The organism is Streptomyces sp. CG 926, assembly GCF_003148825.1.
In the GTDB taxonomy this organism is placed as follows: Bacteria; Actinomycetota; Actinomycetes; order Streptomycetales; family Streptomycetaceae; genus Streptomyces.
In genome coordinates this window covers 436,910-456,437 of sequence record NZ_QGGZ01000006.1, presented here as the reverse complement: position 1 = coordinate 456,437, position 19,528 = coordinate 436,910, and the positions used below count along the sequence as shown (strand labels likewise).

The window sequence follows — 19,528 nt, the reverse complement described above, 5'->3', positions numbered from 1 at the left end:
AAGGAGCGCAGTCATGCGTTCACACGGACAGCACGGACACGACCACGGCCATGACCACGGACGGGGCCACGACCACTGCGGGCCCGATCGTCGGGAGGGCTTCATGGGGCGGCGCGCCGCCTTCGGCCCGTTCGGGCCGCCCTTCGGCGGAGGCCCCTTCGGTGGCCGCGGCGGACGGGGTGGACCGCGGGGCCGGGCCCGGCGCGGCGATGTGCGCGCCTCGATCCTGGCGCTGCTCGCCGACCGGCCGATGCACGGCTACGAGATGATCCAGGAGATCGGCGAGCGAAGCGGCGGGGCGTGGAAGCCCAGCCCGGGGTCGGTCTACCCGACCCTGCAGCTGCTCGAGGACGAGGGGCTCATCACGAGTGCGAGCGAGGGCGGCAAGAAGCTGTTCACGCTCACCGACGCGGGCCGCACCGAGGCCGAGTCGGGTCCGGACGCCCCCTGGGCGGATGCCGGGCGCGGCTTCGACTTCGAGGCGATGCAGGAGGTCCGGACGGCCGGCATCGGCCTGATGGAGGCATTCGGGCAGGTCTTCAAGACCGGCTCGCCCCAGCAGCGCGAGAAGGCCCTCGGGGTCATCAACGACGCCCGCAAGAAGCTCTACCTGATCCTGGCCGACGAGCACTGAGCCCGACCGGCCCCGGCGTGCCACGGCACACGTGAAGGCGCGCCCCGCGAGTTCGTCTCGCGGGGCGCGCCTTCGTATGGGGTGTGGTGAGCGGGCCGTCAGACGACCAGGCCGGCCAGCTTGCGCAGCGACTCGTTCAGCGCGGCGGTGGCCGAGTCCTTGAGCTTGCCCGCCATCAGGGAGACGGCCGCCCCGGTGAACTCGCCGTCGATGCGGACCGTGGTGGCCCCGCCGTCCGGGATCAGGGTGTACCGGGTGAGGACCGCCACGCCCATCGGGCCCTTGCCGGTGATGGCGAAGAGGCGTTCGGCCTCCAGCTCCGAGACCGTCCAGACGACCTCGGCCGGGAAGCCCATCATCTTCATGTTCTCCGCGAAGGTGGCGCCCACCGCGAGGGTCTCGGGTCCACCCTTCGGGAAGTTCGTGTGGGTCATGCTCCACTGCCCGTACGCGTCCCAGTCCGTCAGCTGGGACCAGAGCTGCGCGGCGGACGCCTCGATGCGTGATTCCGCGGTGACTTCAGCCATGCGACCACCCCTTCTCGTCGGGTACGTGCGGCGGAAGGTAGCCCCGGCGAGCGGAACATTCAATACTGACGACCTGTCAGATATGGCGAGGTCGACGGGATGGTCGACGGGATGGTCGGTGGGGCGGGATCTCGACTCCGTCTCAACAGGTGTCATCCCGGTGACGGTCCTGACCCGTCCTGTCATGATGGCTGGATGCAAGCGTCAGGGAGAAATGCCGGACTGGGCCTGGCCCTCGTCTCGGCGTTCGCGTTCGGTGGTTCCGGAGTAGCGGCGAAGCCGCTGATCGAGGCGGGTCTGGACCCCCTCCACATGGTCTGGCTCAGGGTGGCCGGGGCGGCGCTGGTGCTGTCCCCGCTGGCCTGGCGCCACCGTGACCTCGTGCTGCGCAGGCCCGCGCTGCTCGCGGGCTTCGGGCTGGTCGCCGTCGCGGGTGTGCAGGCCTTCTACTTCGCCTCCCTGTCCCGCATCCCCGTCGGCGTGGCCCTGCTGCTGGAGTACCTGGGGCCGGCGCTGCTGCTCGGCTACATCCGCTTCGTGCAGCGCAAGCCCGTGACGCGCGGCGCCGCCGCGGGCGCGGCCGTGGCCGTCGTCGGCCTGGCCTGCGTGGTCGAGATCTGGGCCGGGCTGAGCCTGGACCTGCTCGGCGTGCTCTTCGGCCTCGCCGCCGCCTGCTGCCAGGCCTTCTACTTCGTCTTCGCCGACCAGGGCGCCGACGGCGACGACGCTCCCGACCCGCTCGGGGTGATCGCGTACGGCATGCTCGTCGGCGCCCTGGTGATGACCGTGATCGCCCGGCCCTGGGAGATCGACTGGGCGGTGCTGGGCGGCGATGTCTCCGTGGGCGGCACGATGGTGTTCGCTCCCGTGCTGCTCGCGTGGGTGGTGCTGATCGCGACCGTCTTCGCCTACCTGACCGGTGTGGTCTCGGTACGTCGGCTCTCGCCCCAGGTCGCAGGCGTCGTGGCCTTCCTGGAGGCGGTCGTCGCCACCGTGTTCGCCTGGATCCTGCTCGGTGAGCACCTCTCCACCTGGCAGATCGTCGGTGGCGGTCTGGTGCTCGGCGGCGCCTTCATCGCCCAGTCCTCCCGCCCGGCGCCCGCGACCGCACCGGCCGCGGCGGTGGCGGCGACGACCGCACCCGATCCCCTCGACCTGGACCGCGAGCCGTCCCCGGCCGCCAAGGGTTAGGGTGGCGACCATGTACCTGACTGTGCTTTCGCCGCCGGCCGCCTAGCGCGGGCGGCGCCACCTCGTAGAAACCCGGCCCGGGGTCTCCCGGGCGGGTCCGTGCTGCCCGCGAAGCGATGACCTGCTTCTTTCATCCTTCACGCATGCGCGGAGACATCTCGTGTCGAACCATTCGCCCGCTGCCGGGCGCAGTCTGCTGTACCTCGTCGTCGCCGGAGCCGCCTGGGGCACCGCCGGGGCGGCCGCCTCCCTCCTCTTCCTGGCCAGTGACCTCGGCCCGCTCGCCCTGTCCTTCTGGCGGTGCGCGGGCGGGCTCGTGGTGCTGCTAGGCGTGCTCGCCGTACGCGGGTCCAGGCCCGTCCCGGGGCGGGTGCGGCCCTCGGCGGCTTCGCTGATCGGGACCGGGCTCCTCTTCACCCTCTTCCAGGCCGCGTACTTCGCCGCCGTGCGCGAGACCGGGCTCGCGGTGGGCACCGTGGTCACCCTCGGCGCCGGGCCCGTGATCATCGCGTTGGGGGCCCGGTACTGGATGGGCGAACGGCTCGGCCGCGGTGGCGTGACCGCCGTCGTGGGGGCGCTGGCCGGGCTCGCCGTACTGGTGCTGGGCAGCGGTGGCGGCGAGGTGCGGCCGCTCGGCGTCGGCTGGGCCCTGCTGTCGGCCGCCGGGTACGCGGGGATGACCCTGCGGGCCCGGTGGCTCGGGCAGCGCGGGGCGGGCGGGGACCCGCTGGTGACCACCGCCTGGTCGGTCGCGGTGGGCACGGTGTGCCTGCTGCCGCTCGCCGTGGTGGAGGGGCTGCTGCCGCACACCGCCGAACTCGGCCGGGTGCTCTGGCTGCTGGTGTACGTCGCCACCGTGCCGACCGCGCTGGCGTACGCGCTCTACTTCACCGGTGCCGCCGCGGTACGGGCCGCGACCGTGTCGGTGATCATGCTGATCGAGCCGGTGAGCGCGGCGGTGATCGCCGTCCTGCTGCTCGGGGAGCGGCTGACCGGCGCCGTGGTGCTGGGCACCGTACTGCTGTTGACGGCGGTGGGTGCGCTGATCGTGGCCGAGGCCCGTGGGCCGGTGACCGCGCCCACCCCCGAGCGGCGCACCCCTCAGAGCGCGCTGAGGTAGTCCGGGACGGCGGTGCCGGGGGCCAGGTCCGCGTCCGGCACCGGGGTTCCGTACGCGGGGGCCACCGGGACCACGCCCGCCCAGTGGGGGAGGTCCAGGTCCTCGGCGTCGTCGTTCACCGGGCCACTGCGGATCTTGGCGGACACCTCGGCGAGATCCACGCGGATCACCGCGGTGGCGGCGAGTTCCCGGGCGTTGGCGGGCCGGACGTCGGCGGAGCGGCCGGGGACGACGGCGTCGACCATGGCGTCCAGGGCGATCCGGCACTCCGCCTCGTCGGTGACCTGGTGGGCGGTGCCGTGGACGACCACAGAGCGGTAGTTGAGCGAGTGGTGGAAGGCCGAGCGGGCCAGGACCAGTGCGTCGACGTGCGTCACGGTCACACAGACCGGCAGCCCCGGGTCGCTGCGGCGGGCCGCGAGCAGGGGGCGGGAGCCGGTCGAGCCGTGCATGTAGAGCGATTCGCCGACCCGGGCGAACAGCGTCGGCAGCACCACGGGCGCGCCGTCGCGGACGAAGCCGAGGTGGCAGATGTAGGCCGCGTCGAGTATCGAGTGCACCGTCTCGCGGTCGTAGCGCGCCCGGTCGCGGGAGCGGCTGGGGACGGTGAGGTCGGTGGGCTCGTAGCTCCCGGTCCGGGTCGTGTCGGTCGACCCGGTCATGTCGGTCTTCTCGGCCGTCGTCCCGGGCGTCTCCGTGGCAGGCGTGGCGGTCATGATGCGAACTCCATTGCACTAGTGCATAATATTGTTTGTGCTAGGAGACTATCGGATCACAGGACGTCGTGCAGCTGACATCGCGGCCGGCGTGGAGGCGGGCGTGGCCTCGGGCGCGCTCCCGCCCGGTTCACTGCTACTGCCTATGCGGGAGCTGGCGGGCGATCTGGGGGTCAACCCCAACACCGTGGCCGCCGCCTACCGGACCCTGCGCGAGCGCGGGGTCATCGAGACCGACGGGCGGCGCGGCAGTCGCGTGCGGGCCCGCCCGTCGAGCACGCCGCGGGACGCGCTGCGCATGGCGGTGCCCGAGGGCGTACGGGACCTCGCGGAGGGCAGCCCGGACGTGTCCCTGCTCCCGTCGCTGGAGGGGCCGCTCGCGGCGGCCGCCCGGCGGTATGCGCAGGCGCCGACCCTCTACGGGGCGGGCCCGGTCGCCCCGGAGCTCGCCGAACTGGCCCGGGCCGGTTTCGACGCGGACGGGGTGCCGCCGGGGCAGGTGGCGGTGACCTCGGGCGCGCTGGACGCGATCGAACGGGTGCTCACCGCCCACCTGCGGGCGGGTGACGCGGTGGCGATCGAGGACCCGGGCTGGGGCGGGGCGCTGGACCTGGTCCCGGCGCTCGGCCTGCGCGTGCTGCCGGTGGCCGTGGACGACGACGGGCCCCGCGTCGACGCGGTGGCCCGGGCGTTGGAGGCCGGGGCGCGGGCGCTGGTGGTGACCTCGCGGGCGCAGAACCCGACCGGGGCCGCGGTCGGCGCGGAGCGGGCGCGGGAGCTGCGGGCCCTGCTGGCGGACCACCCCGAGGTGCTGCTGATCGAGGACGACCACGGGAACGGGTTCGTCGACCTGCCGTTGCATCCGCTGGGCGGGGTGACCCGGCACTGGGTGCTGGTGCGCTCCACGGCGAAGGCGTACGGGCCGGACCTTCGGCTCGCGGTGCTGACCGGCGACGCGGTCACGCTGGACCGGCTGCGGGGGCGGCAGCGGCTCGGGCCGGGCTGGGTGAGCCGGCTGCTGCAGTACGCGGTGGTGGAGCTGTGGACCTCGGGCGCGGTGGATCCGGCGACGGTCGCCCGGTCGTACGCGGCGCGACGGGACGCACTGGTCGAGGCCCTGCGGCAGCGGGGGGTCCGGGCGCACGGGCGTAGCGGCCTCAACGTCTGGGTGCCGGTGGTCGACGAGACGGTGGTGGTCACGCGGCTGCTCGCCGCCGGATGGGCGGTGTCGGCCGGGGCGATCTTCCGGGTCGAGTCGGGCCCCGGGGTGCGGCTGACGGTGTCGCAGCTGGCGGCCGAGGAGGTGCCGAGCCTGGCCGACGCGGTGGCCGCGGCGGTCAGCGTGGGTGCGGCGGGCGTGCGGTACGAGTGACCGCGGGCGGGGTCCCTTGCGGGGCCGTGGCCTACGGGTGACCGCGGGCGGTGGGGCCTTGGCGGGGCCGGGGCCTGCGGGTGACTGCGGGCGGCGGGCCCCTGGCGGGGTCGGGGTACATGGGCGACCGCGACGGTGGGGCCCTGGCGGGGCCGGGGCCTACGGGTGACTGCGGGCGGTGGGGCCTTGGCGGGGCCGGGGCCCACTGGTGACCGCGGGCGGCGGGGCTCCTGGCGGGGCTGGGGCACGTGGGTGACCGTGGGCGGTGGGGCCCCTGGCCGGGCCGGGGCCCACTGGTGACCGCGACGGTGGGGCCTTGGCGGGGCCGGGGCGCATGGGCGACCGCGACGGTGGGGCCCTGGCGGGGCCGGGGTCTACGGGTCGACCCGGCGGGCCCGCCGGGCCCGGTTCGGTCCTGTCCCGGTGACGGGACGTGGGGCCCCGGTCGGAGGCCGGGCCGGGTCCTGGCCCGGCCCGGCGCGGGTCAGGCGGGCTCGAGCAGGCCGCCCAGGGAGGACGATCCCGCAGAGGGCGATGACGGTGCCCGCGAAGCGGTAGAGGGCCGCGGGAGCCGCCCGACGGGCCGGGCCGAGGTCTCCCCGGGCGTGCGCCATGGGCTCGGCGTCGGAGGCCGCCCGGTGCTCCGGCGCGCGGGCGGCGCCACGGATGTTCCGGATGTTCAGCGCGACCCAGCCTCCGGCGAGGGAGGCGGCGGGTCCGGCGGTGAGCAGAACTGCGGCCGAACCACGGGGGTTCCTCCAGGCGTGGTGATGATCGCCCGGAGGTTATCGGGCCAGGTCAGGCGGGTCTACGGGCCCCGGGCCGGGTCTGGGTGAGGGCCGCGCCGGCCAGGACGATCGCGGCGCCGACCGGGGTGTTCCAGTGCAGCTGTTCGCCGAGCACCAGGACGCCCGCCGTGGTGGCGATGACCGGGATGAAGTACGTGACCATCTGGGCGGTGGTCGGACCGACCTCCGTCACCAGCCCGTACTGCATCTGCAGGGCCATGCCCGTGCCCAGGGCGCCCAGCGCGATCACCGACAGGGTCGGCCAGAGCGGGAACGAGGTCGGCGCCGAGGTGAAGGCGGCGCTCACGAGCGCCAGCTGCAGCGTGGAGATCATGAGCTGGCCACCGGTCAGGGCCACCGGGGAGCCGGGGGTCCCGGCCAGCGTACGGCGGACGTAGATCCAGCCGATGGGGTAGCAGAGGGACGCCAGCAGGGCGAACGCGGTGCCCTTGGCGTCGACGCCGGAGAAGCCCTGCCAGGCGCCGAGCACGGTCAGGACGCCGAGGAAGCCCAGGCCCAGCCCGGCGAAGCGGCGGCGCGTCGGGCGGTCCTCGGACAGGGCGACCAGCGACAGCGCCATGCCCCACAGCGGCGAGGTGGCGTTGCAGATGCCGGCCAGGCTGGACGGGATGCTCAGCTCCGCGTACGCGAAGAGCGAGAACGGGGCGGTGTTGAGCAGGAGCGCCGCCACGGTCAGATGGCCCCAGGTGCGCAGGCCCCGGGGGAGCGGCTCCCGGCGGACCAGCAGCACGGTGAGGAGGGCGAGCGCACCGAACAGGACCCGGCCCAGTGCCACCTGGAAGGGCGCGTACGCCTCGGTGCCGACCTTGATCAGGAGGAAGCTGAAGCCCCAGATCACCGAGAGGATCGCGAACCGGACCCGCCAGTCCAGCAGGCCGGCCCGGCGCCGGCCCGGGGTCGGGGCGACCGTGGTGGCGGCGGTGGCCGTGGCCGGGGCGGGGGAGACCGGGGAAGCGGAGGTCGGGGAAGGGGAGACCGGGGAGGGGGCGGCGGCCGGGAGGGTCGGCCCGGGGGTGGTCGGTGCGCTCATGCCCTTTACTGTGCTCGTATCAACTTCGTAGGACAAGCGAAAGTTTCTCTGGGTGACGCCGTAGCATTGCTTACATGTTGAACCTGGAGCGCCTACGCACCCTGGACGCCCTCGCCCGCCACGGCTCGGTCAGCGGCGCGGCCGACGGCCTCCACGTCACCACCTCCGCCGTGTCCCAGCAGCTGGCCAAGCTGGAGCGCGAGGTCGGACAGCCGCTGCTGGCCAGGAACGGGCGCGGGGTCCGGCTCACCGATGCCGGGCGGCTGCTCGCCGACCACGCCGCCCGGATCATCTCGCAGGTGGAACGCGCCCAGGCCGACGTCGAGGCCCAGCGGGGCTGCGCCGTGGGCGAGTTGCGGATCGGCGCCTTCCCGACCGCCATGCGCGGGCTGCTGCCCCAGGCCTTGGCCGCGCTGCGGGCCGGCCATCCGGAGCTGCGGGTGCGGGTGCGCGAACAGGAGCCCGAGGAGAGCATGGCGGCCGTCGTGCGCGGAGACCTCGACCTGGCCCTGGCGATCGACTGGAACAACAAGCGGATGCCGGTGCCCGCCGAGCTCACCCGGACCCACCTGCTCGACGACACCGTCGACATCGCCGTCCCGGCAGGCCACCGGCTGGCCGACCGGACCGCGAGCCCGGGCAGGGCCGGGATCTCCCTCGCCGAATTCGGCGACGACGACTGGATCTCCTGGAACGAGGGGCAGTTCTGCCACGAGTGGCTGGTCTTCACCCTGCGCGGGACGGGCATCGAGCCGCGCATCGCCCACATCGCCGAGGAGCACCACACCCAGCTGGCCTTCGTGGAAGCCGGTCTCGGTGTGTGCGTGGCGCCGAAACTGGGTCGCGGTCCGGTGCCGCCGGGCGTACGGCTGCTGCCGGTGTGCGACAGCGTACGCCGCCACGTGTACGTCGTATGGCGCGCGGACGCCGACCGTCGGCCCTCCGTCCGGGCCGCGGTCGACAGCCTGCGGCAGGCGGCCGCCGGCCTCCGCTGAGGGGGTCCGCTACAGCTTTCGGAAGTCCCAGGAGACCACCGACTCCGGGGTGAGGCGGATCCAGGCGTGCCGGCCGTCGTGCGGCATCTCCTGGATGCCGAAGTTCTTGACCGGGAAGATCCGCTCGGCCTCCGCGAGCTCGGGGCAGGGCTCGCCGGTGCGCGGCGCCTCACCCACGAAGACGGCGCTGCCGGACAGCTCCACCCCGCGCAGTTCGTCGTAGGACTCGCCGGAATCCACGACCACCGATATCCGAGGATCCTTGCGCAGGTCGGACCAGCGGCGGCTGCGTGTGATCGAGTACAGCCACAGCGAGTGGCCGTCCCACGCGAACCACAGGGCGCCCACGTGCGGGCGCCCGTCGGGGGAGACCGTCGCGACCCGGCAGGTCTTCTGCTCGCGCAGGAAGGCGTCCACCTCCGCGTCGCTCATCATGATGCGCCGGCCCCGCCGCTGCGAGGTTCCGGTTCGTGACTCGTCCAGGTCCATCCGTCCTGCACCCCTTCACATCTGACTGTGTGTCAGGAATCATGAGGGCTCTTCCGTCGCCACGCCAGGGGGAGCCATGCCCGATCTCGATCCCGCCACCACCGCGCTGCTCACCGTCGAGTGCCAGAACGGGGTCGTGGGCGAGGAGAGCGCGCTGCCCGAACTGGCCAAGGAGGCCAGGGACTCGGGGATGCTGGAGCGGGTGGCCGCACTGGTCGACGCCGCGCGCGGGGCGGGCGTCCAGGTGCTGCACGCGGTCGCCGAACGGCGGCCCGACGGGCTCGGCGCGAACGCCAACGCCCGGCTGTTCCGGGCCGCGGAGAGGCTGCCGGTGCGCCAGCTGACCGGGAGCCGCGCGGTCGAGGTCGCCGCGCCCATCGTGGTGGCCGAGCAGGACCTGGTGGTGCGCCGGCTGCACGGGCTCTCCCCGATGGCCGGCACCGATCTCGACGCCCTGCTCCGCAACCTCGGCATCCGCACCCTCGTCGTCACCGGGGTCTCCTCCAACATCGCCATCCCGAACACCGTCTTCGACGCCGTGAACCTCGGTTACCAGGTGGTGGTTCCGGCCGATGCCATCGCGGGTGTGCCCGCCTCCTGTACCGCCGAGGTGATCCGCAACTCCCTCGCGCTGGTGGCGTCCGTCACCACAGCCGAAGAACTGCTCGTGCGGTGGGCCCCCGCGACCTGACCGCCGTAACCTGGGCGGATGCTGTCCGAAGTGATCGCGACCCGCTATGTCACGCCTCTGCGCGAGGGCGGCTCGCTCCCGGGGATCGTCGAAGCCGACGACCTCGGTACCTACGTCATGAAATTCACCGGTGCCGGCCAGGGCCGCAAGACCCTGGTCGCCGAGGTCATCTGCGGCCGTCTCGCCCAGCGGTTGGGGCTGCGGGTCCCACGGCTGGTGCAGATGCAGCTCGACCCCGTGATCGGGCTCGGCGAGCCCGACCAGGAGGTCCAGGAGCTGCTCAAGGCCAGCGGCGGGCTCAACCTCGGCATGGACTACCTGCCCGGCTCGATCGGCTTCGATCCGCTGGCGTACCAGGTGGATCCGGTCGAGGCGGGGCGCGTGGTCTGGTTCGACGCCCTCATCAACAACGTCGACCGATCCTGGCGCAACCCGAACATGCTGGTCTGGCACGGGGACGTCTGGCTCATCGACCACGGCGCCACCATGATCTGGCACCACAACTGGCCCACCGCGGCGGCCGCGGCCGCCAAGCCCTACAACGCCTCCGACCACGTACTGGCCCCCGTGGGACCGGACATCGCCGCGGCGGCCGCCGCACTCGCGCCGCTGGTGACCGAGGAACTGTTGACGCAGGTCGCGGCCGACGTCCCCGACGAGTGGCTGGTCGACGAGCCGGGCTTCGACTCCACCGACGCGCTGCGGCGCGCCTATGTGGAGGCGTTGCTGCCGCGCGCGGCCACGATCCACGAGAGGATCACGATGGAGGCCGAGGTGAAGGTCAGGACGGGTCCGCCCGGCTGGCTCGCCGACCGCCTCGACCCCCGTCCCCGGAAGATGAAGAGCGACAGCGAGTGACCAAGCGGGACGTGTTCGAGTACGCGCTGGTGCGTGTGGTGCCCCGGATGGAACGGGGCGAGTGTTTCAACGCCGGCGTGATCGTCTACTGCCGGGCGCACACGTACGTCGCCGCGCGCACCCACCTCGACGAGGCGAAGCTCCTCGCGCTGGACCCCGGCGCCGATGTGGCCGGGGTACGGGCCGCCCTGCGCGGGGTCGAGGGCGTGTGCAGCGGCGGGGCCGACGCGGGGCAGGCGGCGGGTGACGACGCCGGGCGGCGGTTCCGCTGGCTGATCGCACCGCGGAGCACCGTGGTGCAGCCGGGCCCGGTGCACACCGGGCTGACGGCCGATCCGGCGGCGGAGGTGGAGCGGTTGCTGGACCTGCTGGTCCGCTGACAGGGGTCCGGGGCCGCGCCCTCGGGCCGTCGCCCCGGACCCCCGCCCCGGGCCCCGGCGTCTTCGACGCCGACGGGGTCGACCCGCCTGGCGTTGACACCGGGTGCCAGGGCTCCTAGCGTCTCCTCAGCTGAAGCTACTAAGCGGTTGCTCACCTCCGGGCGACCGCCTCTCAAGGGCGAGGAGATCCAGCATGTCCACCACCGAGCAGCGCGTCGCGATCGTGACCGGAGGGGCCCGGGGCATCGGCGCGGCCACCGCCGTACGGCTGGCCGCCGAGGGCCGTGCCGTCGCCGTACTCGACCTCGACGAGGCGGCCTGCAAGGACACCGTGGAGGCCATCACGGCCGCCGGCGGCAGGGCCCTGGCGGTCGGCTGCGACGTCTCCGACGGCGCCCAGGTGGAGGCGGCCGTCGCGCGCGTCGCGAGCGAGCTCGGCGCCCCGACCATCCTGGTCAACAACGCGGGTGTGCTGCGCGACAACCTGCTGTTCAAGATGACCGAGAACGACTGGGACACCGTCATGAACGTGCACCTGCGCGGTGCCTTCCTGATGTCCAAGGCCTGTCAGAAGTACATGGTGGAGGCCAAGTTCGGCCGCATCGTGAACCTCTCCAGCAGCTCGGCGCTCGGCAACCGCGGTCAGGTCAACTACTCCGCCGCCAAGGCCGGACTGCAGGGCTTCACCAAGACCCTGGCCATCGAGCTCGGCAAGTTCGGCGTCACCGCCAACGCCGTCGCGCCCGGCTTCATCGCCACCGAGATGACCGCCCAGACGGCCGCCCGCGTCGGCATGGGCTTCGAGGACTTCCAGGCGGCCGCCGCCACCCAGATCCCGGTCCAGCGCGTCGGCCGTCCGGACGACATCGCCAACGCCATCGCCTTCTTCACGGGGGAGGCCGCGGGCTTCGTCTCCGGCCAGGTCATGTACGTGGCCGGCGGCCCGCTCAACTGACGGTTCCCACGAGAGGCAGGGCGTAGGACATGACGTACAGCGGTATCGACAGCGGGAAGGTCGCGCTGATCACCGGGGCGAGCCGGGGCATCGGCTACGGCGTCGCCGAGGCGCTGGTCGCCCGCGGCGACCGGCTCTGCATCACCGGCCGTAACGAGGAGGCCCTCAAGGAGGCCGTCGAGCGGCTCGGTGCGGACCGGGTGATCGGCGTCGCGGGCAAGGCGCACGACGAGGCCCACCAGGCCGTCGCCGTCGAGCGCACGATGGAGGCCTTCGGCCGCGTCGACTTCCTGGTGAACAACGCCGGCACCAACCCCGTCTTCGGGCCGATCGCGGACCTGGACCTCGGGGTGGCACGGAAGGTCTTCGAGACCAACGTGATCTCGGCGCTCGGCTTCGCCCAGCGGACCTGGCACGCCTGGCAGAAGGACAACGGCGGCGCGATCGTGAACATCGCGTCCATCGCCGGGGTCTCCGCCTCGCCCTTCATCGGCGCCTACGGGATGAGCAAGGCCGCCATGGTCAACCTCACCCTCCAGCTCGCGCACGAGATGGCGCCCGGGGTGCGGGTGAACGCGATCGCGCCCGCGGTCGTCAAGACGAAGTTCGCGCAGGCGCTCTACGAGGGCCGGGAGCAGGAGGCCGCGGCGGCCTATCCGCTCGGCCGGCTGGGGCTCCCGGAGGACATCGGCGGGGCGGCCGCGTTCCTGACATCTGCACAAGCGGAATGGATCACCGGGCAAACTCTCGTCGTCGACGGCGGGATGTTCCTCAATGCCGGGGTCCACTGACCGATAATCGGACGTATTTGCCTCCGAAAGGGAGGTAAATGCATAACGAATATGCACGGAACCGGTCAAGTGCCTCACGAAACCAACCCATTGGATTCGTGGGGCACTGCGGTAGGGTCTGCCGCACCCCTGGCTGATCGAGGAGCGTGCACGTGTTCAACCGGACCAGATGCCTGCAGATCTCTGCGGCCCTTGCGTCCATATCCCTGCTCGCCGGATGCGGCCTGCTGTCGGAGGACGACGGCGACGATATGAAGAGGATCGTCGTCGGTACCACGAGCGCACCGAGCACCCTCGATCCCGCGGCCGCGTGGGACGGCTCCTGGGAGCTGTACCGGAATGTGTACCAGACCCTGCTGGCCTTCCCGACGGGCTCCAGCAAGCCCCAGCCCGACGCGGCCCAGAGCTGCGAGTTCACGGACGCGGCGAGCCAGGCCTACCGGTGCACGCTGCGCAAGGGCCTGAAGTTCTCCAACGGGGAGCCGCTGGACTCCAAGGCGGTCAAGTACTCCCTCGACCGGATCAGGACCATCGGCTCCAACGTCGGCCCCAAGGGTCTCTTCAGCACCCTTGACAAGATCGAGACCCCGGACGCGCTGACGGTCGTCTTCCACCTGAACACCTCGGACGCCACCTTCCCGTACGTCCTCGGTTCGCCCGCCGCCTCGCTCGTCGCGCCCAAGGAGTACCCGGCCGACAAGGTCCGCGAGGGCGACAAGGTCACCGGCTCCGGCCCCTACGTGCTCGACTCGTACAAGGAGGGCGCCGAGGCGGTGCTCACCACCAACACGAGCTACACGGGCTTCGCCAACCGCAAGAACAAGGCCGTCACCATCCGCTACTTCGCGGACTCCCCGAAGATGGTCGCGGCGCTGAAGGCCAAGGAGATCGACGCCACCTACCGAGGCCTGTCGGCCCCGGAGATCACCGACCTCCAGACCCCCGCGGCGCACGCCCTGGGCGTCCAGGTCGTCGAGAACGTCGGCGCCGAGATCCGCTACCTGGTCTTCAACCCCAAGGACCCCTCGGTCGCCAAGCTCCCGGTCCGCCAGGCCATCGCCCAGATCGTCGACCGCGGCGCGCTCGTCTCCAAGGTCTACCAGGGCACCGCGGAGCCGCTGTACTCGATGGTCCCCAAGGGGGTCGTCGGCCACAAGACGCCCTTCTACGACAAGTACGGCGCGGCGGACGTCGCCAAGGCCAAGAAGATCCTCAGGGACGCCGGGATCACCCAGCCGGTCGAGCTGACCTTCTGGTACACCACCGACCGCTACGGCTCCTCGACCGCCGACGAGTTCACCGAGCTCAAGCGGCAGCTGGACGAGAGCCAGCTGTTCCGGATCAACCTGCGCAGCCAGCCCTGGAAGACCTTCCAGACCGGCTACAAGAGCGGCGAGTACCCGATCTTCGGCCGCGGCTGGTTCCCCGACTTCCCGGACCCGGACAACTTCATCGCGCCGTTCGTCGGCAAGGAGAACGCGGTCGGTACCCCGTACGAGCCCACCGAGATCCTGAACGATCTGCTGCCCAAGACCCGCCGCGAGGGCGACCGCTCGGCCGGCGTCCAGGAGTTCGAGCAGGCCCAGAAGATCTTCGCCGACGACGTCCGGCTGCTGCCCCTGTGGCAGGGCAAGCTGTACGTCGCGGCCCGTGAGGACATCGCGGGCGCCGAGCGGGCGCTGGACCCGCAGACCGTCATGCAGATGTGGGAGTTCTACCGCAAGACCAGCTGGTAGCCGGTGTCCGGTAGCCGGTAGGAAGTGCACCGATGCGTCGGCCGCCCTGGGCGGCCGACGCATTGTCAGTGGGCCCCGGTAAGTTCTGGAGCAGTTGCACGAGCAGGTGCACGAACTTGTACCGGAGGTTGTCGCCGTGACCCAGATGCTGCCCGAGTCCTGGCTCCCCGTCCTCGGCGGGGAGCTGGACCAGCCCTACTTCAAAGAACTCACCGAGTTCGTCGAGAAGGAACGGGCGAACGGGCCGGTCTACCCGCCCCGCGAGCAGGTGTTCGCGGCCCTGGAGGCCACTCCCTTCGACCAGGTGAAGGTCCTCGTCCTCGGCCAGGACCCCTACCACGGCGCCGGCCAGGGCCACGGCCTGTGCTTCTCCGTGCAGCCCGGGGTCAAGACCCCGCCCTCGCTGCGCAACATCTACAAGGAGATGAAGGAGGAGCTCGACCTTCCGATCCCGGACAACGGGTACCTGATGCCGTGGGCCGAGCAGGGCGTCCTGCTGCTCAACGCGGTGCTCACGGTCCGGGAGGCCGAGCCCAATTCGCACAAGGGCAAGGGCTGGGAGAAGTTCACCGACGCCGTGATCCGCGCGGTGTCCGATCGGCCCGACCCGGCCGTCTTCGTCCTCTGGGGCGCCTACGCCCAGAAGAAGCTCCCGCTGATCGACGAGGAGCGGCACGTGGTCGTCAAGGGCGCCCACCCCTCCCCGCTGTCCGCCAAGAAGTTCTTCGGGTCCCGGCCCTTCACGCAGATCGACGAGGCCATCGCCGCCCAGGGACATGAGCCGATCGACTGGCGGATCCCCAACCTCGGCTGACGTCCCCCCGCGCCTCGGCGCCATTGCCGGTACCTCCGGCTAGCTTCTAGATGATCAGACCGGAGCAGGTCTGGCAGAGCAAGCCGGAGGCCGCCGTGACGGAGCAGCAGGAGGCGTCGGAGGACGCCGTCATGACCAGGATCGGCCAGGCGGTCATCCTGCTGCACGCCGGGGACCGCGAGGAGGCCCGCAACCGGCTCGGGGAGATCTGGTCCGAGATCGGCGAGGAGGGGGACTCCCTCCACCGGTGCACCTTGGCCCACTACATGGCCGACGCCCAGGACGACCCCGCCGACGAGCTGGCCTGGGACCTGCGCGCCCTGACCGCTGCCGCCGCCGACGGGCAGGAGGACGAGCCGCAGGACGAGCGGCAGGACGGGCCCGGGACCGGGTCGCCCCAGGACGGGCGGCCCGCGCGGTGGGAGCCGCATCCGGCGATGCGCGTGTTCTACCCGTCCCTGCACCTGAGCCTGGCCGCCGACTACGTGAAACTGCAGCGGCCGGAGGCGGCCCGGATCCACCTGGCCCGGGCCCGCGCGGCCACCGCGGCCCTGTCCGACGACGGATACGGGAACGGCGTACGGGCCGCCATCGCCCAGCTGGAGCGGCGGCTGGCCGCGGAACCGGGAGCCGGGCCGCGCCCTGGGTCCGGATCCGGACCTCGGCCGTTCCCCGAGCAGTCCCCGTAGGGCCCATGCCCGCGGGCGGTCAGTCCCCGTGCACGCCCGAGCAGATACGGGCCTCCGGACTGTCGGAATGCCAGTGGCCGTGCCGGCGGCCCGACGCGCACACGTCGGCCGGCCGCACCGGAAGCTTGCGGACCAGCTCACGCTCCACCTCGGCGTCGGGCCGGGGACGCTGCGGACGGCCGCCAGGGCGCCCGGAGACGGGCTCGGCGGCCCGTCGGGGCTCCGGGATGTCCGGGACCGGCAGAGCGTCCCGTACGGGCCCGCCGGAGCCGCCCGGTACGGGGCGCTGTGCGGACCGCTGGGCGGGCGCGGGGGCCGCCGGGGCCACGGGCGACCCGGGGGCGGGCTCCACCGCCTCCAGCGCCTCCAGGGCGGGCGCCCGGACGACCACGGGGGCGGCCCCGGGCCCGCCGCGCGGCTCGTGGCGGGGCGGTACCCCGGCGGCGGGGGCCGCCGCGGGCCGCACGGGTCCGGGGCTCACACTCACACAGCCGGAGACCGCCGAGACGGCGCAGGCGACTCCGAGCAGCAACGTTGTCGTGGTTCGGGTTGGATGCACCCGCGCAACTCTGCTGTGCGAGGACCCCGTTGCGAAAACCCGCGGCCGATATTCACCCCGCACGGGTGACGGACCCACCCGCCGTACAGGGCCTGGCGCGTGCCTCGGCACGACATCCCTAGTCGCCGGTGGCGCCGTCGATCTGCTCGCGCACCAGGTCCGCGTGGCCGTTGTGGCGCGCGTACTCCTCGATCATGTGGGTGTAGACCCAGCGCAGGCTGAACACCTCGCCCCGGTGGTGGCTCTCGGCCTGCGAGACCAGGTCCAGCGAACGGCCCGCGGAGGCCTGGCGGGCCAGCTCGACCTCGGTCTGCCAGACGTGCTCCGCCTCCGCCCAGGTGGCGTTCTCGGACAGGTGGAAATCGCCGTCCGGATCCTCGCTCGTGCAGTACAGCTCGGGGAGGTCCTCGCCCAGCATGATCTCCCGGAACCAGTACCGCTCCACCTCCGCCATATGCCGTACGAGGCCCAGGAGGCTCAGTTCGGACGGCGCGAGCGGGGTGCGGCGCAGCTGTTCGTCCTGGAGCCCCTCGCATTTCCAGACGAGGGTGGCACGGTGGTAGTCGAGCCATCCGTCCAGCATGTCCCGCTCGTCGGCGGTGGTGGCGGGTTCCTTGCGATGTGATCCTGAACTGATGCTCATGGGGCTCATCCTCGGCGAACAGCGCCCCCGCCACCAGGGATTAAGCTGCGGGAATCCCACAAGGAACCACTCTGGAGGCCCCGGTGAAGGTCGGCTGCATCGGACTCGGCGACATCGCGCAGAAGGCGTACCTGCCCGTCCTCACCACCCGCCCGGGCATCGAGCTGCACCTGCAGACCCGTAACCCCGACACCCTGGAACTGATCGGCGACACCCACCACGTCCCGGCCGCCCGCCGGCACACCGATCTCGACGCGCTGCTCGCCGAGGGGCTCGACGCGGCCTTCGTGCACGCCGCCACCGTGGCCCACCCCGAGATCGTCACCCGGCTGCTGGAGGCCGGCGTGCCCACCTACGTGGACAAGCCCCTCGCCTACGAACTCGCGTCGTCGCGACAGCTCGTGGAACGGGCCGAGCGGCTCGGGGTCTCCCTCGCCGTCGGCTTCAACCGCCGCTTCGCGCCCGCCTACGCGCAGTGCGCCGACCACCCCCGCGAGCTGATCGTCATGCAGAAGAACCGGGTCGGGCTGCCCGAGGACCCGCGGACGCTGGTGCTGGACGACTTCATCCACGTCGTCGACACCCTGCGGTTCCTCCTGCCCGGCGAGGCCGACCACTTCGACGTGCGGGCCGTGGTGCGCGAGGGGCTGATGCACCAGGTGGTGCTCCAGCTGTCCGGCGCCGGATTCACCGCCCTCGGCATCATGAACCGGCTGTCCGGCTCCACCGAGGAGATCCTGGAGGTGTCCGGGCGCGACACCAAGCGGCAGGTCGTCAATCTCGCCGAGGTCATCGACCACAAGGGCCAGCCGACCGTGCGGCGCCGCGGGGACTGGGTCCCCGTCGCCCGCCAGCGCGGCATCGAGCAGGTCGTCGACCACTTCCTGGAGGCGGTCGCGGCGGGCACCACGCTCAGCGCCCGCGACGCCCTGCGAACCCACGAGCTGTGCGAGCGGGTGGTGAGCTCGGCTCTGGAGCAGGCCTCCTGAGCGAACGGCTGCCGGCCACCGCGCAGTACGCCGCGAGGGCGGCGAGGGCCGCGGCCACCGGCCAGTCCCCGAAGCGGACGTAGAGGGTCGTGCCGCGGGCGAGCGGCACCTCGTACACGGCCGCGGCGCTCGCGGAGGTGGGCAGGGCGGCCCCGACCCGCGCGCCGGACGGGCCGTTCACGACGCTGATGCCGGTCAGGGTGGCGTGCACCATCGGGCGGCCGTTCTCGGCCGCCCGCAGCGCGGCCAGCGAGGCGTGCTGGGCCGGGGCCCAGCTCTTCTGGAACGAGGACGTCGCCGACTGGGCGACGAGCAGGGAGGCCCCGTCCAGGGTGAGGCGCCGGCTCATGTCGGGAAAGGCCGACTCGAAGCACACCAGCGGGCCGACCCGGACCCCGCCGGGCCCGTCCGGCCGGGCGGGCAGGTCCATGACCACCGGGGTGTCGCCGCGCACCCGGTCCTCGCCCGCCGCCTTGCCGACCGAGGTGGCCCAGCCGAACAGCGCACGGGCCGGGACGTACTCCCCGAACGGGACCAACCGCATCTTGTCGTACCGGTCACCGGTGGGGCCCTGGGGGCCCACGAGGACCGCGCTCTTGTAGATCCCGGGCCGGTCCGCCCGCCGCGCGTCCACGTTCACCAGCAGCGGAGCCCCGACCTCCGCGGACAGCGCGGCCAGCCGCCGGGCCAGGTCCGGGCGGGCGGTCAGGTCCGCGCCGACACTGCTCTCGCCCCACACCACCAGATCGACCCGCTGCCCGGCCAACGGCCGCGTCAGCCGCTCACCGACGTCGAACCGCCGCTCCGCACTGTCCGGGCCGTCCGTGACCGGGCCCGGCTGTACGACGGCCACGCGGAGCCGGCCCGATTCCTCGGGCCGCGCCGCCCACACCCACACCGCCCCCGTCAGCACCGCGCAGCCGGTCATCCCGGCCACCGCCGGGATCCGTGCCCCCGGCACCGCGATCAGCAGCACCAGCGCGCAGTTCACCGCCACCACCAGCAGGCTGACCAGCCACACCCCGCCCACCGAGGCCAGCCGCAGCGCCGGTGCCACCTGCCACTGGCTCGCCCCCAGCAGCCCCCACGGCCCGCCCAGCCCCTGCCAGGACCGCACCAGCTCGGAGAGCAGCCACGCCGCCGGTACGAGGACGAGCGCGCCGCAGGCCCGACCGGCCGCCGGAGCCCCGCCGAGGAGCTCCCGCACCAGGAGGGCCCAGGGGATCCAGAGCACCCCGAGCAGCGCGGCCACCGGTATCAGGAACACGTGCATGCTCGGCAGCAGCCAGTGGTGGACGGCCAGGATGAACCCGGCGCCGCCGAGCCAGCCCTCCAGCGCGGCCCGCCGACCGGTGGGGGCCGACCGCAGCAGCAGCATCCAGGGCACGAGGGCGACGTAGGCGAACCACCAGAGAGCGGGGGCCGGGAAGGCGAGGGCCGGTAGCGCCCCGGCGGCCGCGGCGGCGGGCGCACGCCATCGAGGGGACCACCACCGCATGCGCATCGTGATCATGGCGTGCCTCCGCTTCCAGTGTGGCAG

At 72.7% G+C, this 19,528-nt stretch carries 21 protein-coding genes; 14 read left to right on the top strand and 7 right to left on the bottom strand.

Annotated elements, in window-relative coordinates; genetic code table 11:
- The first annotated feature begins 13 nt into the window (after positions 1-13).
- Positions 14-634 carry a PadR family transcriptional regulator gene (locus BCL76_RS19045; RefSeq protein ID WP_109780666.1) on the top strand — a complete coding sequence of 207 codons (621 nt, stop codon included), beginning with the start codon at positions 14-16 and terminating at the stop codon, positions 632-634.
- Positions 635-732: 98 nt separating this feature from the next.
- On the opposite strand, the gene BCL76_RS19040 is transcribed toward BCL76_RS19045, so the two are convergent.
- On the bottom strand, positions 733-1,161 hold the full coding sequence (locus tag BCL76_RS19040) for a type II toxin-antitoxin system Rv0910 family toxin (RefSeq protein ID WP_030770377.1): 429 nt from the start codon (positions 1,159-1,161) through the stop codon (positions 733-735).
- A 195-nt stretch (positions 1,162-1,356) separates the two neighbouring features.
- On the opposite strand from BCL76_RS19040, the gene BCL76_RS19035 reads away from it, so the two are divergent.
- A complete protein-coding gene (locus tag BCL76_RS19035) occupies positions 1,357-2,352 on the top strand; it encodes an EamA family transporter (RefSeq protein ID WP_258309788.1) in 996 nt (331 codons plus the stop codon).
- 160 nt (positions 2,353-2,512) lie between these two features.
- Positions 2,513-3,472: a DMT family transporter gene (locus tag BCL76_RS19030; protein WP_258309787.1), complete on the top strand. Its 960-nt coding sequence runs from the start codon at positions 2,513-2,515 to the stop codon at positions 3,470-3,472.
- Here BCL76_RS19030 and BCL76_RS19025 read toward each other — a convergent pair.
- Positions 3,454-4,134 (bottom strand): pyridoxamine 5'-phosphate oxidase family protein, encoded by a 681-nt coding sequence (locus tag BCL76_RS19025; protein WP_109780721.1) that lies wholly within the window; start codon positions 4,132-4,134, stop codon positions 3,454-3,456. The genes BCL76_RS19030 and BCL76_RS19025 overlap by 19 nt on opposite strands.
- A gap of 91 nt (positions 4,135-4,225) precedes the next feature.
- On the opposite strand from BCL76_RS19025, the gene BCL76_RS19020 reads away from it, so the two are divergent.
- Positions 4,226-5,560, top strand: a complete 1,335-nt coding sequence (locus tag BCL76_RS19020; protein ID WP_109780665.1) for an aminotransferase class I/II-fold pyridoxal phosphate-dependent enzyme — start codon at positions 4,226-4,228, stop codon at positions 5,558-5,560.
- Positions 5,561-6,358: 798 nt separating this feature from the next.
- On the opposite strand, the gene BCL76_RS19015 is transcribed toward BCL76_RS19020, so the two are convergent.
- Entirely contained in the window at positions 6,359-7,399 is a 1,041-nt protein-coding gene (locus BCL76_RS19015; RefSeq protein WP_258309786.1) for a DMT family transporter, read from the bottom strand.
- A gap of 74 nt (positions 7,400-7,473) precedes the next feature.
- Between BCL76_RS19015 and BCL76_RS19010 the strand changes: the two genes are divergently transcribed.
- Positions 7,474-8,394, top strand: coding sequence for a LysR family transcriptional regulator (locus tag BCL76_RS19010; protein WP_109780663.1), 921 nt, complete (start codon positions 7,474-7,476; stop codon positions 8,392-8,394).
- 9 nt (positions 8,395-8,403) lie between these two features.
- Here the strand turns inward: BCL76_RS19010 and BCL76_RS19005 are convergent, their stop codons facing one another.
- Positions 8,404-8,883 (bottom strand): pyridoxamine 5'-phosphate oxidase family protein, encoded by a 480-nt coding sequence (locus BCL76_RS19005; RefSeq protein WP_109780662.1) that lies wholly within the window; start codon positions 8,881-8,883, stop codon positions 8,404-8,406.
- 76 nt (positions 8,884-8,959) lie between these two features.
- On the opposite strand from BCL76_RS19005, the gene BCL76_RS19000 reads away from it, so the two are divergent.
- The 8 genes from BCL76_RS19000 to BCL76_RS18965 all read left to right on the top strand — a co-directional run bounded on the left by BCL76_RS19000 (position 8,960) and on the right by BCL76_RS18965 (position 15,797).
- Positions 8,960-9,574, top strand: coding sequence for a cysteine hydrolase (locus tag BCL76_RS19000; protein WP_109780661.1), 615 nt, complete (start codon positions 8,960-8,962; stop codon positions 9,572-9,574).
- An 18-nt stretch (positions 9,575-9,592) separates the two neighbouring features.
- Positions 9,593-10,432 (top strand): HipA family kinase, encoded by an 840-nt coding sequence (locus BCL76_RS18995; RefSeq protein ID WP_109780660.1) that lies wholly within the window; start codon positions 9,593-9,595, stop codon positions 10,430-10,432.
- Positions 10,429-10,812, top strand: a complete 384-nt coding sequence (locus BCL76_RS18990) for a DUF3037 domain-containing protein (RefSeq protein WP_030718859.1) — start codon at positions 10,429-10,431, stop codon at positions 10,810-10,812. The genes BCL76_RS18995 and BCL76_RS18990 overlap by 4 nt, the downstream gene beginning before the upstream one ends.
- A gap of 193 nt (positions 10,813-11,005) precedes the next feature.
- Positions 11,006-11,767 (top strand): 3-oxoacyl-ACP reductase FabG, encoded by a 762-nt coding sequence (fabG, locus tag BCL76_RS18985; protein ID WP_030770410.1) that lies wholly within the window; start codon positions 11,006-11,008, stop codon positions 11,765-11,767.
- Positions 11,768-11,796: 29 nt separating this feature from the next.
- Positions 11,797-12,558 carry an SDR family oxidoreductase gene (locus BCL76_RS18980; protein WP_030770413.1) on the top strand — a complete coding sequence of 254 codons (762 nt, stop codon included), beginning with the start codon at positions 11,797-11,799 and terminating at the stop codon, positions 12,556-12,558.
- Positions 12,559-12,710: 152 nt separating this feature from the next.
- A complete protein-coding gene (locus tag BCL76_RS18975; protein WP_109780659.1) occupies positions 12,711-14,294 on the top strand; it encodes an ABC transporter substrate-binding protein in 1,584 nt (527 codons plus the stop codon).
- 145 nt (positions 14,295-14,439) lie between these two features.
- A complete protein-coding gene (locus BCL76_RS18970; protein WP_109780720.1) occupies positions 14,440-15,108 on the top strand; it encodes a uracil-DNA glycosylase in 669 nt (222 codons plus the stop codon).
- Positions 15,109-15,203: 95 nt separating this feature from the next.
- Positions 15,204-15,797: a hypothetical protein gene (locus BCL76_RS18965; RefSeq protein ID WP_258309794.1), complete on the top strand. Its 594-nt coding sequence runs from the start codon at positions 15,204-15,206 to the stop codon at positions 15,795-15,797.
- Between the two features lie 19 nt (positions 15,798-15,816).
- On the opposite strand, the gene BCL76_RS18960 is transcribed toward BCL76_RS18965, so the two are convergent.
- Together BCL76_RS18960 and BCL76_RS18955 are read right to left on the bottom strand one after the other, a co-directional pair.
- Positions 15,817-16,356, bottom strand: coding sequence for a hypothetical protein (locus tag BCL76_RS18960; protein ID WP_146228404.1), 540 nt, complete (start codon positions 16,354-16,356; stop codon positions 15,817-15,819).
- 118 nt (positions 16,357-16,474) lie between these two features.
- A complete protein-coding gene (locus tag BCL76_RS18955; protein WP_109780656.1) occupies positions 16,475-16,999 on the bottom strand; it encodes a DinB family protein in 525 nt (174 codons plus the stop codon).
- Positions 17,000-17,082: 83 nt separating this feature from the next.
- Here BCL76_RS18955 and BCL76_RS18950 point away from each other — a divergent pair, with 83 nt between their 5' ends.
- Positions 17,083-17,988, top strand: coding sequence for a Gfo/Idh/MocA family protein (locus tag BCL76_RS18950; protein WP_109780655.1), 906 nt, complete (start codon positions 17,083-17,085; stop codon positions 17,986-17,988).
- Here the strand turns inward: BCL76_RS18950 and lnt are convergent.
- Positions 17,912-19,501, bottom strand: a complete 1,590-nt coding sequence (lnt, locus tag BCL76_RS18945) for an apolipoprotein N-acyltransferase (RefSeq protein WP_109780654.1) — start codon at positions 19,499-19,501, stop codon at positions 17,912-17,914. The genes BCL76_RS18950 and lnt overlap by 77 nt on opposite strands.
- Positions 19,502-19,528: the final 27 nt, after the last annotated feature.

Bases quoted from the DNA above. Each gene is read 5' to 3' on its own strand.
- BCL76_RS19045 (WP_109780666.1), top strand. From the start codon at position 14: ATGCGTTCACACGGACAGCACGGACACGACCACGGCCATGACCACGGA.
- BCL76_RS19040 (WP_030770377.1), bottom strand. From the start codon at position 1,161: ATGGCTGAAGTCACCGCGGAATCACGCATCGAGGCGTCCGCCGCGCAG.
- BCL76_RS19035 (WP_258309788.1), top strand. From the start codon at position 1,357: ATGCAAGCGTCAGGGAGAAATGCCGGACTGGGCCTGGCCCTCGTCTCG.
- BCL76_RS19025 (WP_109780721.1), bottom strand. From the start codon at position 4,134: ATGACCGGGTCGACCGACACGACCCGGACCGGGAGCTACGAGCCCACC.
- BCL76_RS19015 (WP_258309786.1), bottom strand. From the start codon at position 7,399: ATGAGCGCACCGACCACCCCCGGGCCGACCCTCCCGGCCGCCGCCCCC.
- BCL76_RS19010 (WP_109780663.1), top strand. From the start codon at position 7,474: ATGTTGAACCTGGAGCGCCTACGCACCCTGGACGCCCTCGCCCGCCAC.
- BCL76_RS19005 (WP_109780662.1), bottom strand. From the start codon at position 8,883: ATGGACCTGGACGAGTCACGAACCGGAACCTCGCAGCGGCGGGGCCGG.
- BCL76_RS19000 (WP_109780661.1), top strand. From the start codon at position 8,960: ATGCCCGATCTCGATCCCGCCACCACCGCGCTGCTCACCGTCGAGTGC.
- BCL76_RS18995 (WP_109780660.1), top strand. From the start codon at position 9,593: ATGCTGTCCGAAGTGATCGCGACCCGCTATGTCACGCCTCTGCGCGAG.
- fabG (WP_030770410.1), top strand. From the start codon at position 11,006: ATGTCCACCACCGAGCAGCGCGTCGCGATCGTGACCGGAGGGGCCCGG.
- BCL76_RS18980 (WP_030770413.1), top strand. From the start codon at position 11,797: ATGACGTACAGCGGTATCGACAGCGGGAAGGTCGCGCTGATCACCGGG.
- BCL76_RS18970 (WP_109780720.1), top strand. From the start codon at position 14,440: ATGCTGCCCGAGTCCTGGCTCCCCGTCCTCGGCGGGGAGCTGGACCAG.
- BCL76_RS18955 (WP_109780656.1), bottom strand. From the start codon at position 16,999: ATGAGCATCAGTTCAGGATCACATCGCAAGGAACCCGCCACCACCGCC.
- lnt (WP_109780654.1), bottom strand. From the start codon at position 19,501: ATGATCACGATGCGCATGCGGTGGTGGTCCCCTCGATGGCGTGCGCCC.